Below are 13,776 nucleotides of genomic sequence, written 5' to 3'. Positions count from 1 at the left end.
CATGACTGACAAGACACTTTTCGAACCCTACGCCCTCGGCGCCATCAAGCTTTCAAACCGGATCGTCATGGCGCCGCTCACCCGCAATCGCGCCGGGGCGGGCTTCGTGCCTGGCGACCTGACCACTCAGTATTACGCCCAGCGCGCCTCGGCCGGATTGATCATTACCGAGGCAACCCAGATCTCACAGCAGGGTCAGGGCTATCAGGACACGCCCGGCATCTATACCCAGACGCAGATCGACGGCTGGCGCAGAGTCACGGCTGCCGTCCACGAGAAAGGCGGACGCATCGTCCTGCAACTCTGGCATGTCGGTCGCATCAGCAATGTCGACCTGCAGCCAAACGGCGGTCAGCCGGTGGCGCCCTCTGCAATTCGCGCCGCGACCAAGACCTTTGTCAACAATGCCTTCGTCGATGTTTCCGTACCCCGCGCGCTGGAGATCGAAGAACTCGCAGGCATCGTCAACGACTTCCGTCAGGCCGCCGCCAACGCCATCAAGGCCGGTTTCGATGGAGTCGAGGTTCACGGCGCCAACGGCTATCTGCTGGAGCAGTTCGCCAAGGACGGTGCGAATGTCAGAACGGACGCCTATGGCGGCTCCGTGGAAAATCGCGCCCGTCTGATGCTCGAAGTGACCGCTGCGGTGGCGCAGGAAATCGGCGCCGAGCGCACCGGGATCCGGATTTCGCCGGTCTCGCCCGCAAACGGCATTTCCTGCAGCGATCCCCAGGCGCAGTACGACTATATCGTCGATCAGCTCGATGCTATCGGCATCGCCTACATCCATGTCGTCGAAGGCGCCACCGGCGGCCCGCGCGACGTCGCGCCCTTTGATTACGGATCGCTGCGCCGCCGCTTCAGCAAGACCTATATCGCCAATAATGGTTATAGTCTCGACCTCGCTGCGTCGCATCTTGCCGATGGCAAGGCGGATCTCATCGCCTTTGGACGTCCATTCATCGCCAATCCGGACCTTGTTGAACGGCTGCAAAGCAGTGCGCCGCTGGCTGAGATCGATCCGGCGACGATCTATGGCGGCGGCGCTGCGGGCTACACCGATTATCCCCGCTTCACCGAGACGTCTGGCAGTTGAGCCATCAGGGGCCGTGCTTCGGTGCGGCCCTCAGTGATGCCGATCATCATCAATCTCTGACAATTCCAGAGGCTGCGCGGCTGATGTCGCAGGACAGATCGAGAAGAAAGCTATGGCAAACTTTGCACCAAAAGCACAGAAGACTGCATTCGTGACCGGGGCATATAGCGGTATTGGTAAGGCGGCGGCATTGGCCTTCAGCCGGGCGGGTTACCGGGTGATTGGAACCAGTCGAAAGGCGGAACCCGGCGAGGTTCGCGACGGCATCCGCATGATTGCTTGCGACGTCACCTCGAACGCCTCTGTTACCGCCGCCGTGGCGCTGGCCCGTACGGAGCTCGGCCGCGTCGACCTCTTGGTCAACAATGCCGGCTACGCCGTTTCAGGGGCAGCAGAGGAAAGCTCGATCGAGCAGGTCCTTGCGCTGCTCGATACCAATTTCCTGGGTTTCGTCCGGGTGACGAACGAGGTGCTCCCGATCATGCGTCATCAGGGCGGTGGGCGGATCCTGAACGTCGGCTCGGTCATGGAGCTCATTCCTGGTCCTTTCGGCGCCTATTACACGGCGAGCAAGGATGCTATCGAGGGTTATAGCGAATCTTTGGACCATGAGGTGCGGCGCTTCGGTATTTGGGTTGCGGTGATAGAGCCATGGGCGACGAAGACGTCCATCGAAGCCAACTCACCGCGTGGTGATCGTCCTGTTGTGGCCTACAGCCAGACTTTCGCCCGGTACCAGGTTGCGTTCAACGCGGCCATGGCGACCGGCGACACGGCGGACGATGTTGCTGCGACCATTCTCGCAGCGGCGCAGGCAAGAAAGCCGCGCTTGCGCTACCCCTCGGGCAAGGCTGCCCGACAAACTTCCTTTGCCCGGCGTTTTCTACCGCGCGCTCTGTTTGATCGCATCTCGCGCAAACAGTTCAACATCGCCTGAGACAGTATTCTCACTCCATCGGCCCGATCGTGGGCCTAAGCAGGCCAATCATGACCAACGCATCCATTACATCCGCATCGACAAATCACTACCGCGACGCTCGCAATCGCTTCGTCACCGTGGATAATATCCGCTTTGCCTATCGCGAGCTTGGTGCCTATCGCGAGCTCGGTCCGCATGGCGGGACGCCGCTGGTCTTGCTCAATCATTGGGGCGCGGTTCTCGACAATTTCGACCCGCGGATTGTCGATCGGCTTGCAGCTTCCCATCGCGTGATTGCATTGGACTACCGGGGGATCGGCCTTTCCGGCGGATTGGCCCCGGTGACGATCGATGAAATGGCCAGCGATGTGATCGCTGTCATCAGCACGCTGGGCTTTGCCACGGTTGATTTGTTGGGGTTCTCCCTGGGCGGCTTCGTCGCGCAAGATATTGCTCTGAAAGCGCCTGGTCGGGTGCGCAAACTGATCCTGACCGGTACAGGGCCTGCCGGGGGAACAGGCATTGCCAGGGTAGGAGCTGTGTCTTGGCCCCTGATCCTCAAAGGCCTGCTGACGCTGCGTGACCCGAAGACCTATCTGTTCTTCACCTCAACTCCCAATGGACGTCGGGCAGCGAAAGACTTTCTGGCGCGCCTGAAAGAGCGTCAGCTCGATCGCGACAAAGATCCGACACCCCGTGCCTTCCTGCGCCAGCTTTCGGCGATAAGGGCCTGGGGGCGTCAGGCACCTCAAGATCTCAGTCAGATCAATATTCCTGTTCTGGTCGCCAACGGCGATAGCGACATCATGGTGCCGACATCCAACAGCCGGGATCTGGCACGACGTCTGCCGAATGCCGAGCTGGTGATCTACACGGATGCCGGCCACGGCGGGATCTTCCAATACCATGCCGAGTTCGTGCCGAAAGCCCTGGCTTTCCTGGCTGCCTGACCTGATAATCATTTCACACTGGAGAAAACCCGTGAAAGCCTTCGTCGTCAACAAATACAAGAAGAAGGGTGCGTTGCGCCTCACCGAGATGCCCGATCCGGTAATCGGTGCCAATGATGTACTGGTTCGTATCCACGCGACCGCGATCAATCTTCTCGATTCGAAGTTGCGCGACGGCGAATTCAAGTTGTTCGTTCCCTATCGCCCACCCTTTATCCTCGGCCAAGATCTGGCCGGCACGGTCGTCCGCGTCGGCGCCAATGTGCGTAAGTTCAAGGCAGGGGACGAGGTCTATGCCCGTCCGCGCGATCTCCGGGCAGGCACCTTTGCAGAGATGATCGCGGTTGATGCGGCAGACTTGGCACTAAAGCCGACGAGCCTCTCCGGCCTCGCGCGGAAAAGACGGGTCGTTACACGGTCCCTTTAGGTCAGGAAGACAACAATCGCATTGGCGATTTCTGAGGGGAGCGTTTCCACTGCGAAGTGGCCAGCATCGAGGAGACGAACCTCGGCATCTGGCAGATCCCGTCGGAACGCCTCGGCACCTACCGGCAGAAAGAATGGATCCTTGTCACCCCAGATCGCTAGGAGCCGCGGCTGATGTTCGCGAAAATAGGCTTGGAAGGCAGGGTACATCGCCACGTTGCTCGCGTAGTCGAGCGCAATGTCGAGCTGGATTTCTTCGGCATCAGGGCGTGCCATGTAGAATGCATCCAGCGAATAGCCGTCTGGTGAAATGAGCGGCAAACGCGAAACGCCGTGTTCGTATTGCCAGCGAATGGCCGCCGGTTTCATGATCTCGCGTAGCGCTTGCCGGTTGGGCTTTGTCGGCTCGGCCCAGTAACGCTTGATCGGCTCCCAGACTTCTCCCGAAGCGTCTTCATAGGCGTTGCCATTCTGAGAAATGATCGCCGTCACGCGCTCAGGGTGCTCTATCGCGATCCGGAACCCGATCGGTGCTCCAATGTCGAAGGCGTAAAGAGCGAACCGTTCAATGCCCAGGATCTCGATGAACCTTGCGATGACATTGGCAAGATTGTCGAATGTATAGGAAAACTCAGCTCGCGACGGTGAAGCGGATTGACCAAAGCCGGGTATGTCGGGCGCGATCAGATGAAACCGGTCGGCAAGCATAGGGATGAGATCGCGAAACATGTGGCTCGAAGAAGGGAAGCCGTGAAGCAGCAGCAGGGTCGGCTTCGTCGGGTCTCCCGCCCGTCGATAGAAGACGCTGATGTCGTCGACATCAACACGGTGATAGGTCGGATGGTTCATCTCCAGCCCGCCCTAGAAGCCAAAATCGCTAAGACCGGGATGGTCGTCCGGGCGGCGGCCCTGCGGCCAGTGAAGCCGGCGGTCCTGTTCTTGTATCGGAACGTCGTTGATGGAGGCGAAGCGCTTTCGCATCAGGCCGTTGGCCTCGAACTCCCAGTTCTCGTTCCCGTAGGAACGGAACCATTTGCCGCTGTCGTCGTGCCATTCGTAGGCAAAGCGAACCGCGATGCGATTGTCGGTAAATGCTCAAAGCTCCTTGATCAGCCGATACTCAAGCTCGTGCTGCCACTTGCGCGTGAGGAAGTCGATAATCGCATCGCGGCCGATCACGAATTCGGACCGATTGCGCCATTGACTATCGGGCGTATAGGCCAGCGCCACCTTCTCGGGGTCGCGGCTGTTCCAGCCATCCTCGGCGAGCCGGACCTTTTCCGGTGCCGATGACAGGGAAAAAGGTGGAAGGGGTGGCCTTGTGGTGTCCATGTCTATTCTCCAATCGCTTCGAGACGGGTGCGTAGCGCCAGATTCTCGGCTTCCAGTTGGGCCAGGCGCTCACGCAGGGGTGTGACGGCCTGCTCGACCTCGCGCTCGGTATATCGAGGGGTGATATGTTGAGCGCAATTCCAGTCGAACGCCTCCAGCCGGAGGCGGAAAATCCGCTCCGCCTTGGCCCGGTATCCGGCGTCGAAAACGAGATTGGTCAATGCCGGGTCGATGACGAGTGTCAGCTTCTCGACGTGCATGTAGATCTTGAGGCGTGCCCGCCGTGGATAATCGATGAGAAAGAGACAGGCCCGGTCGTTCGCGGCGTAGTTTCCGGTGCTGATGTATTGGCGGTTACCTCTGTAATCTGCGAATGCCAGCGTCTTGTCGTCAATCACCTTCAGGAAGCCTGGTGGGCCGCCGCGATGCTGCACATAAGGCCAGCCGGTTTCCGAAACGGAAGCCATGTAGAAGCTGTCACGCGACGCGATGAAGGCAAGCTCGCTTTCGGTGAAGCTGTCGGACTCCCGATTATAATTGCCCAGCCAGATTTGATCCGCCCCCATTTCGGCCTGCGCCAGACGCACATTCGGAGTGATTGCAACGTCCAGGAAATGGTACGGCATGGGTGATCTCCGGATTTCAGGTGCCTGCTCTGCTGCAGTTCCGGCGCGACCTCAGCTTACACGAGCCTCGACCGCACCTTCAGTCAGCATGGCACCGACATCATTTGCTCGCGATGTTGCGATCCAGGAAGTCGTTGATCAGTGGTGCGGCGACGTCCAGTTTCTCCTCAAGCAGGAAATGACCGGAGTTCAGGATGTGAACTTCGGCATTCGGAAGGTCCCTGAGATAGGGATGAGCGCCAGCCTCGGGGAAGATGTAATCGTTCTTGCCCCAGATGATCAGCGTGGGTGGTTTGCGCTCACGAAAGAAGCTCTGGAAATCGGGATAGAGCGGCACGTTGGTGCGGTAGTCGTACAGCATGTCGAGCTGGATGTCGCGGTTGCCCGGGCGATCCAGCAGAGCCTGATCGTGAACCCAGTTATCGGGGCTGATGCGCGACACGTCTTCCATGCCGTCGGTATATTGGAACTTCGTCGTTTCCAGCGTGACGAGATCATTGAGTGCGTTGCGGCTCTTGGCCGATCCGTCGGACCAATAGGTCTTAATCGGATCCCAAAACTCCTTCAGCCCTTCGTCGTAGGCGTTTCCGTTCTGGATGATCAGCCCGCTGACGCGCTCGGGATGTTTCAGTGCCAGGCGGTAGCCCACCGGTGCACCATAGTCCATGACGTACATCGCGTAGCTTTTTACAGCCAAATGATCCATCAGCTTGTCGACGATATTGGTGGTCCCGGCAAATGTGTAAGCAAACTTGTCATGATCGGGAGCAGCGCTCTGACCGTAACCCGGGTAGTCCGGCGCGATGACATGGTAGCGATCCGCAAGGAGCGGAATCAGGTTGCGGAACATGTGTGAGGATGTCGGAAAACCATGCAGAAGCAGAACGACCGGAGCGTCGGCGGGGCCGGCCTCCCGGTAGAAGATGTCGAGGCCTTCGATGTTCGCGGTTCTGTAATGGACCGGAACCGGCGCCTTGCGATCCGCTGTGGTGGTTGCTGCGGGAACGGCATCTGCTGCTGCCGCCGGCGTCATGGTGGCGGTTGCCAGCATCAGGCATAAAATCAAGCTACGCATGATGGTCTCTCCCAATAATAGAGATGGAACGAATATTTGTCTCAAGTAGGCCGCTTGTGTGCGGGCATTGCCGCCGCCGTCGCGACAAACGCGGTCGCGGGACGCCGAATTGCGATGCCGATGAATGCAGTTCGAATGATGCAGCCCCTTTGCCGATCGGGCTTCATCAAAGCTCCGACAGCTAACGATTAGGCCGGATGACGATCACTCTCAATTGCGATCTAGGTCCGATGCAACTAGACCATGGCATTGCGGCTATAGACCTTGGTATATCGAATAGTTCTTACGTAACTCACAGAAATCCCGTAAGAATTTCAATCGAGGCATCGGCGGTTTGGGTGTCAAAAAACTTCGCGCGGAGCATGGTGTGGATAGAAGACCGGAAGCCGATCCCATTATCGACCTGATACCCGCGATGGTCTGGTCCGCGACGTCGGATGGAATGCTGGATTTTGCCAACCAGCACTTTCTGGAGTTTATCGGCGCCCCGTTGGATGCAATTTCCGGCGTGGGCTTTTACCGGATCTTCCATCCCGACGACATGGAGCGTCTGGCTTCGGAATGGCATGCCATCATGGCGTCTCGCCGCGCCCGCGAGGTTGTTGGCAGGATCCGGCGTGAGGATGGCCAATATCGCTGGTGCACGCTTCGTCAAAAGCCGCGACTCGACGCCGAAGGCAATGTCGAGAAGTGGTATGGCGTGGTTCTGGATATCGAGGACCGAAAGCAGGCAGAAGATGCCCTGCAGACAACCAAGACGGCACTTGCGGCCAGCGAGGAAAATCTCAGCCTGATCATCAACTCCCTGCCGGTTCTCGTCTGGTCGGCCCGCCCGGACGGCAGTGCCGATTTCGTCAATCAGAGTTGGCTGGATTATGCCGGTCTGCCGGCCGAGAAGGTTCTGGGCTGGGGCTTTCTTGATCTCTACCACCCGGATGACGTTCCAGGCATGGTGGATATCTGGAAACGGGATCTCGCCCATTCCGACCGCACGGTCCTGAAGGGGCGTATTCGGGGAGCTGACGGCAGCTATCGATGGTTCTACTTTTCCGGCCGAAAGCTGATCGATGCCAATGGCACAGAGCGCTGGTTTGGCGTCAACATCGACATCGACAACCTCCAATCCGCCGAAGACGCGCTGCGAGAGGGCGAGGCGGCCCTGCGGGAGAGCGAGCGGAAGCTCAATCTCATCGTCAACACGATACCGGCCATGGCCTGGTCCTGCACGCCCGATGGAGCCTTGGAATATTGGAACCAGAACCTCATCGATTTCGTCGGCTTGCCCTTCGAGGAGATCGTCGGATTTGGCTTCTATCGCATGTTTCACCCTGACGACGTCGAACTGATGCGTACCTCGTGGGAAGAGATTTTACGGACGAAACGCGGTCGTCCTGTCGATGCACGTATCAGACGTGCAGATGGAGAATACCGGTGGTTCAATCTCCGGCAGAACCCGCTGATGGATTCCGATGGCAATGTCATCAGATGGTATGGTGTGGTCGTCGATATCGAGGACCGCAAACGGGCAGAAGAATCGCTGCGACAAAGCCAGAGTGACCTCGCTCACGTGACGCGGTTAACAGCAGCGGGTGAGCTCGCGGTATCGATCGCCCATGAGGTCAACCAGCCATTGATGGCGATTGTTACAAATGCCGGCACCTGCCTGCGCTGGCTGCAGCCTGGCAACACCGATTTGGAGCAGGCACGGCTGGCGGCGGAGAGAGTTGTGAAAGACGGCCATCGCGCCGGCGATATCGTGGCCAGTATCAAGGCAATGGCTCAAAAGCTCCCCGCGAAGATCGAGCGCACCGAACTGACCTCTGCGGTGTGCGACGTTCTCGATCTGCTAAGGGGCGAGCTTCAGAAGCAGGCAATTGAGGTCAATCTCGTCATGCCGGAACTCCCAATTTCAGTCCTTGGTGACCGCACGCAGATACAGCAGGTCGTGCTGAACCTGGTCATGAACAGCGCAGAAGCGATGACCGCTTCCTCCAGACAGAGACGTATTGGTATCAACTGTGCTCTGATCGAACCGCGCCTTGTGACCGTGAGCGTGTCGGATACGGGTCGAGGCGTCGCCGCCGGCGAAGTGGATCGCCTGTTCGAAGCATTCTACAGCACGAAAACCGACGGGATAGGGATGGGGCTTTCTATTTGCCGTTCGATCGTCGAGGCCCATGGTGGTCGGATCTGGGTTTCTGCGCCCGACAGCGGTGCTGGCAGCGAGTTCAGTTTCACTTTGCCAACGGTGGAGGGGATGGCCGACCATGATCGATGATCGCAAACGAGGACAGCCGACCGTCATTGTCATCGACGACGATGAAAGCATCCGCGATGCCCTGAAGGGACTGTTCGAATCCGTGGGACTGACTGCCGAAACCCATGGTTCCGTGAGCGAATTTCTTGCCGCGGACGCCCCTGATCGAGCAGGCTGCATTGTTCTCGATATTCGTTTGCCAGGTCAAAGCGGCCTAGAGTTTCAGGAGGCGCTCGGGAAAGGCCAGCATCCACGATCCGTGGTGCTGATCAGCGCACATGTCGATGTCGCAATGGCCGTTCGCGCCATGAAAGCCGGAGCCATAGACGTGCTTACCAAACCGGTGCGCGAGCAGGACTTGCTCGAAGCGGTGAACCGTGCTTTGGCCAACGATCAAGCAAGACGCGAGGAGGCGAACCAGACAGACGCACTGCGCCTGCGATATTCCAAACTCACGTACCGTGAGCAGGAAATCATGGCCCTGGTCGTTGCTGGAAAGCTCAACAAACAAATAGCCGCCGAGGTGCAGCTCGCCGAGGCTACGGTGAAGCTTCATCGAGGCCATATGATGCGCAAGATGCGCGCGTCGTCGGTCGCTGATCTGGTAAGAATTGCCGCTATTCTCGATAGGTAGATTTGCCGACTTACGGGTCACCGGTTCGTGTCTGTTCAAGGGGTGGCGTCGCCTTAACCGGCTGGTTTGAATCGACTTGATAATCGGGCTGTCATGACCGAAGCCCCACATGCCCACTTCAGACGCCACCGGTTTCCTGCTGAGATCATTGCCCATGCGGTGTGGCTGTATTATCGGTTCCCGTTGAGCCTGCGCGACGTCGAAGATCTGTTGGCTGAGCGCGGCATCACCGTCACGTTTCAGACCGTCGCGGAATGGGCGGCGAAATTCGGCTTGAAGTTCGCTCATCAGCTCCGGCGCCGCTCACGAGGCCACTTTGCCGACAAGTGGCAGCTCGATGAGATGGTGGTGACGATCAAGGGAAAGAAATACTGGCTGTGGCGCGCCGTCGATGCAAACGGTTATGTCCTCGATGCCCTGCTGCAAAGCAGAAGGAACAAGGCAGCAGCGTTGCGTCTGATGCGCAAGCTGCTCAAGAACCAGGGTACCACCCCGCGGGTGCTGGTGACTGACAAGCTGCGTTCGTATTCCGCCGCAAAGGCCGAGTTGATGCCGGGCGTAGAGCATCGATCGCACAAGGGATTGAACAACCGTGCCGAAAATTCTCATCTGCCGCTACGGCGCCGAGAGCGGCGAATGATGTGCTTTAAGTCAGCGCGACAATGTCAACGTTTCGTCTCGGTCCATGGTCAGGTCGCCAACCTCTTTCAGCTCCATCGGAAACATCTCTCTGCCACCGATCATCGCCAACTCCGCACCCAGGCCATCGCCGCCTGGCGTGAAATCGCATTGTCGGTTGACGCCTGAAAAGCACCCTTCAGATCCTGGCTTCCATTAAGGCGACGCCACCCTTCAGGATCATCCGTGAGGAAAGCCGGTCGGGGAGGTTCAATGGCATCATCGGAGCAGAAGGATTGCATCAAGCGGACATCTTTTTTGTTCTCTGATTCAGCGTGTCGAAAAGCGTGGTGATATCAGCTTCGTTGATCGCGTCACCGACATACCAGCTCAGGGTATCATGGAAGCCCAGGAAAGAGCCGTTGAGCTTTTCGAGGATGGCTATCGCCTCCTCGCCGGAGATGCGGAGCTTCCTCGCCAGCAATTCTGTCAACGCAGGTATCGCCCGTTCATTCGCGAAAACCAGCGCTGGCGGCGAAAGCGCGGAAAGGGCTGCCGGAGGGAAGCGCTCGGAACGGCAAGCGAGTCGGCTTTCGAGGCGGATATCGCGCGAGGAAGCCGCCGCCTCGATGATGAAAGCTTCTGCATCGAGCACCCATGCACCGCGCGCGGTATCGAAATATTGGAAATCCCGCGCGGAAAGCGTCAGGGTCACAACCTTGGCTTCGCTCGGTTGAAGCTCGACCTTGGTAAACGCCTTGAGTTCCCGGATCGGCCGCCGGAGGCCGGGCTTTACCGGACGGACGTAGAGTTGGACGATTTCCTTGCCAGCCACTTCGCCGGTGTTGCGGATGGTGACGCTCACCCCGCAGCCCATCGACGGGCCGATTTCCTGCCTGTCGAGTGCCATGTTCTCGTAAGAAAAACGCGTGTAGCTTAGGCCATGACCGAAGGGGAACAGGGGCGTCACTGCCTTGAGGTCATAGAAGCGATAGCCGACGAAAATTCCTTCGCTGTAGACATGCCGGCTGTTCTCACCGGGATAGGTGTGCCAACCGGGAATATCCTCGATGCGGATGGGCATCGTCGTCGTCAGTTTTCCGCAAGGGTTCTGTTCGCCGAACAGAACGCGGGCAATGGCTTCGCCGCCGCCCTGGCCAGGATAAAAGCAGGCCAGCACGGCCTGCGTGGCACCCAGCCACGGCATTTCGACTGCATCCGGTGTCGTTAGAACGACGATTACTTTCCGGCCGGCCTCAGTGAGCGAGCGGATCAGGCTGTCGTGGCCGGCCGCCAGTTTCAAGGTGTCGCGATCACTGCTTTCGCCGTTGCCCTCCTTCTCGTTCTCGGTGAAGATGATGACTGCGTCCGCTGTCATTGCAGCATCTAGAACGGCTTGTGTCTCACTCTCCATCGGAATGCCTTGCGCTGTCGGGAAAGGCACATGACGTACCTTCAGATGTTCTCCTGCACGCGCTGCGATCCGCTCCAAGGGGCTGTCGACGCGATAGGGATTGGTCGTGGCTGACCCCGAGCCCTGGATCGTCGGGACCAGGGCGCCATCGCCAACCACGAGTAACTCGCCGGTAGCAGCCGCATCGAGCGGCAGTGTCTGCTGTTCGTTGCGCAGCAGCACGATGGACTCAGCTGCGATCTGTTGGGCGAGGGCGTGATGACGATCCAGATCGACAGGGGCTGCGGGCAGCTTCTCGGCATAACAGCGGCGGACGAGGCCGATAACCCGCTCACAGGCCCGATCGAGTGCGTCGTCGGCCACCTTGCCATCTTCGATAGCCAACAGAAGCCGTGCCTTGCGGGGTTTGCTTTCCGGCATGTCGAGATCGGTACCGGCTTTAAGCGATGCGGGCCGATCCTTGATGGCGTGCCAGTCAGACAGGACAAGCCCGTCATATCCCCATTCATCCCTCAGGATGTGTTTGAGCAACCAGTGGCTTTCCGCCGCTTGAACGCCGTTCACCGGATTATAGGCGCTCATCACGGTCCAGGGCGGGCTCTTGCGGATCGCCCGCTCGAAGCCTGCGAGATAGATCTCCCGCAGAGCCCGTTCATCCACATCGGAACTGGTCGTTGTCCGATCGATTTCCGAGTTGTTGCAGGCAAAATGCTTCAGCGAGGCACCGATACCGTTGTCCTGCAGGCCGGAAATCAGAGCGGCGGCAAGATCGCCGTTGATGACCGGATCCTCCGAGTAATATTCATAGGCGCGGCCGGCGAGCGGCGTCCGTCGTGTGTTGATACCCGGTCCGAGCAGGAGATGGACCCCCAGGCTGCGGCATTCGAGAGCAAGCGCTTCGCCCATGCGATACAGCAGGTCCACATCCCAGGAACAGCCGACGAGATTGCCGTTCGGAAAGCAGGTGGCTGGTCGCGTCGTGCCAAACATGCCGCCTTTATCGTCGGCCTGTTGGTTAATCAGGTCGAGGAATGCGGCGAGGCTTTCTTCATCGCCAGTGCCGGCATCTATCTGGGTTGTCGAGTAGCGCACGCCGTAGGTACCATCCGTCATCAGAATCGAGTCGATCCCTAGCCTTTCGATTGCGGCTGTTCTCCAGAGGCCTTGGCCGCTGACGAGAGCGACTTTCTCATTCGTGGTCATGGAGGTGACCAGCGCTCGGATTTCCCCATCGTCCGCTTCGGGCATGATGTGTCTTCCTCCGTCTGAGTGAATGGGCGCGGACCGCGTACGATGCCGTCAACAGATCTTCTGGAGCAGTTCCATCAGCATCATGCGCTCGGCAGCCGTCAGCGGCCCCAGGGTCTCTTGCGAAATCTCCAGCGCAATGGAGAGGTTACGGTCTACAGTGGCCTCGCCTTCGTCGGTCAGTGTCAAGACCAGGCGTCGTGCATCTGCGGGGTCGGGCGCGGTGTGCACCAGGCCACGCTTGACGAGGCGGTCGACGACCCCCTTGATGGTCGCCATGTCCATTGCGGTTTCGCGACCGAGATTACCTTGCGAGCAGGGCTGCAGATCCTTGAGCTTGACGAGCGCCGCCCATTGGGTGGTCGTCAGCTTCTCGGTGATCAGGCTGGCGAAGATCGAGACGTGGCGTTGGTTCGCCTGGCGCAGGAAGAAGCCGATCTGCTCGCCCAGTGCATATTGGGTGTGGTTCGGTTTCGCTGCCATATCTGCACCCTTCGTTCCCCGGGCCTTGTCCTTGAGTGGAATATCCATCTTGTCTCTCAGCCGGGCTTGCTGCTGCCGAATCTTGGCAATCCAAATCAACGTCATACAGTCCACAAACCCAGAATGGCTTCAGTTGTCAAAATTTCAATCTGCTCCGAAAACCTCGGCGCCAGACGCGTCAGTACCATCTCATGTGCCATCATGTCGCCGCTCGCCAGAGCGTCGCTGGCGAGGACCACCCTGTAGCCGAGATCGACCGCGTCCAATGCGCTCGCATACACGCAGACATCAGTCTCGACACCGGTGAACACAAGCGTATCGACGCCTTCGCTATCAAGACGATCGATAAAGCCGGGAGCTCCGAAGATCGAAAAGGTTTCCTTGTCGACGATTGACCCCAGCTGCGCGAGCGCAGTCAGCGATGCAACGAGATCCAGCATCCCCGGATCGAGTTCGTCCAGAGTCACCGTTTTCCAGCGCTCATAATAGGCTTGCCATCGGCCTTTCGCCTCCTCGGGACGTTGCGCGACGATAAAGCGGGCAAAGACCGTCCTTTCAAGCCTGGCCTCGGCAAGCCGCTGCACATTCGGCACGATGCCTGCGAGGGCTGGCGTAAACCAGGGCGTTTCCTCGGCGAAGAGCCGTTGCATGTCGATGACGACATGCAATGTGTTATGGGACAACGGTGCCCTCGTCAT

General features: G+C 58.8%; 12 protein-coding genes and 2 pseudogenes. 7 read left to right on the top strand and 7 right to left on the bottom strand.

Annotated features, from left to right (window positions below; translation table 11 throughout):
• The first annotated feature begins 1 nt into the window (after nucleotide 1).
• From HGP16_RS29660 to HGP16_RS29645, 4 genes and pseudogenes are all read left to right on the top strand, one after another.
• A complete protein-coding gene (locus tag HGP16_RS29660) occupies nucleotides 2–1,096 on the top strand; it encodes an alkene reductase (protein ID WP_168843537.1) in 1,095 nt (364 codons plus the stop codon).
• A 112-nt stretch (nucleotides 1,097–1,208) separates the two neighbouring features.
• On the top strand, nucleotides 1,209–2,033 hold the full coding sequence (locus tag HGP16_RS29655) for an oxidoreductase (protein WP_168843536.1): 825 nt from the start codon (nucleotides 1,209–1,211) through the stop codon (nucleotides 2,031–2,033).
• A 50-nt stretch (nucleotides 2,034–2,083) separates the two neighbouring features.
• Complete coding sequence (locus HGP16_RS29650) at nucleotides 2,084–2,965, top strand: alpha/beta fold hydrolase (RefSeq protein ID WP_168843535.1); 882 nt, start codon at nucleotides 2,084–2,086, stop codon at nucleotides 2,963–2,965.
• A 31-nt stretch (nucleotides 2,966–2,996) separates the two neighbouring features.
• Nucleotides 2,997–3,350: pseudogene (locus HGP16_RS29645) on the top strand (alcohol dehydrogenase catalytic domain-containing protein); the annotation flags it as partial.
• Nucleotides 3,351–3,388: 38 nt separating this feature from the next.
• Here the strand turns inward: HGP16_RS29645 and HGP16_RS29640 are convergent.
• The 4 genes and pseudogenes from HGP16_RS29640 to HGP16_RS29625 form a co-directional block, all read right to left on the bottom strand.
• Nucleotides 3,389–4,240 (bottom strand): alpha/beta fold hydrolase, encoded by an 852-nt coding sequence (locus HGP16_RS29640; RefSeq protein WP_168843534.1) that lies wholly within the window; start codon nucleotides 4,238–4,240, stop codon nucleotides 3,389–3,391.
• Nucleotides 4,241–4,252: 12 nt separating this feature from the next.
• A pseudogene (locus HGP16_RS29635) lies at nucleotides 4,253–4,723 on the bottom strand (DUF1348 family protein).
• Nucleotides 4,724–4,725: 2 nt separating this feature from the next.
• Nucleotides 4,726–5,349: a pyridoxamine 5'-phosphate oxidase family protein gene (locus HGP16_RS29630; RefSeq protein ID WP_168843533.1), complete on the bottom strand. Its 624-nt coding sequence runs from the start codon at nucleotides 5,347–5,349 to the stop codon at nucleotides 4,726–4,728.
• A gap of 100 nt (nucleotides 5,350–5,449) precedes the next feature.
• Nucleotides 5,450–6,424 carry an alpha/beta fold hydrolase gene (locus tag HGP16_RS29625; protein WP_168843532.1) on the bottom strand — a complete coding sequence of 325 codons (975 nt, stop codon included), beginning with the start codon at nucleotides 6,422–6,424 and terminating at the stop codon, nucleotides 5,450–5,452.
• 415 nt (nucleotides 6,425–6,839) lie between these two features.
• On the opposite strand from HGP16_RS29625, the gene HGP16_RS29620 reads away from it, so the two are divergent.
• The 3 genes from HGP16_RS29620 (at nucleotide 6,840) to HGP16_RS29610 (ending at nucleotide 10,122) form a co-directional block, all read left to right on the top strand.
• Entirely contained in the window at nucleotides 6,840–8,702 is a 1,863-nt protein-coding gene (locus HGP16_RS29620) for a PAS domain-containing sensor histidine kinase (protein ID WP_205927593.1), read from the top strand.
• Entirely contained in the window at nucleotides 8,692–9,315 is a 624-nt protein-coding gene (locus HGP16_RS29615) for a response regulator transcription factor (protein ID WP_168843530.1), read from the top strand. Before HGP16_RS29620 ends, HGP16_RS29615 begins: the two co-directional genes overlap by 11 nt.
• Before the next feature lie 93 nt (nucleotides 9,316–9,408).
• The gene (locus HGP16_RS29610; RefSeq protein WP_168843529.1) at nucleotides 9,409–10,122 is read left to right on the top strand and encodes an IS6 family transposase; all 714 of its coding nucleotides are present in this window, start codon (nucleotides 9,409–9,411) and stop codon (nucleotides 10,120–10,122) included.
• 112 nt (nucleotides 10,123–10,234) lie between these two features.
• On the opposite strand, the gene HGP16_RS29605 is transcribed toward HGP16_RS29610, so the two are convergent.
• Genes HGP16_RS29605 through HGP16_RS29595 form a run of 3 tightly spaced genes read right to left on the bottom strand, consistent with a single transcriptional unit; the run spans nucleotide 10,235 to nucleotide 13,776 of the window.
• On the bottom strand, nucleotides 10,235–12,595 hold the full coding sequence (locus tag HGP16_RS29605) for a beta-glucosidase (RefSeq protein ID WP_168843528.1): 2,361 nt from the start codon (nucleotides 12,593–12,595) through the stop codon (nucleotides 10,235–10,237).
• A 51-nt stretch (nucleotides 12,596–12,646) separates the two neighbouring features.
• Entirely contained in the window at nucleotides 12,647–13,126 is a 480-nt protein-coding gene (locus HGP16_RS29600; protein WP_168843527.1) for a MarR family transcriptional regulator, read from the bottom strand.
• A gap of 53 nt (nucleotides 13,127–13,179) precedes the next feature.
• Nucleotides 13,180–13,776 carry a cysteine hydrolase family protein gene (locus HGP16_RS29595; protein ID WP_168843526.1) on the bottom strand — a complete coding sequence of 199 codons (597 nt, stop codon included), beginning with the start codon at nucleotides 13,774–13,776 and terminating at the stop codon, nucleotides 13,180–13,182.

Origin of the sequence: Rhizobium sp. P40RR-XXII (assembly GCF_012641405.1) — a bacterium.
Taxonomy (GTDB): domain Bacteria; phylum Pseudomonadota; class Alphaproteobacteria; order Rhizobiales; family Rhizobiaceae; genus Rhizobium.
This window is presented reverse-complemented; position numbering and strand designations above follow the sequence as displayed.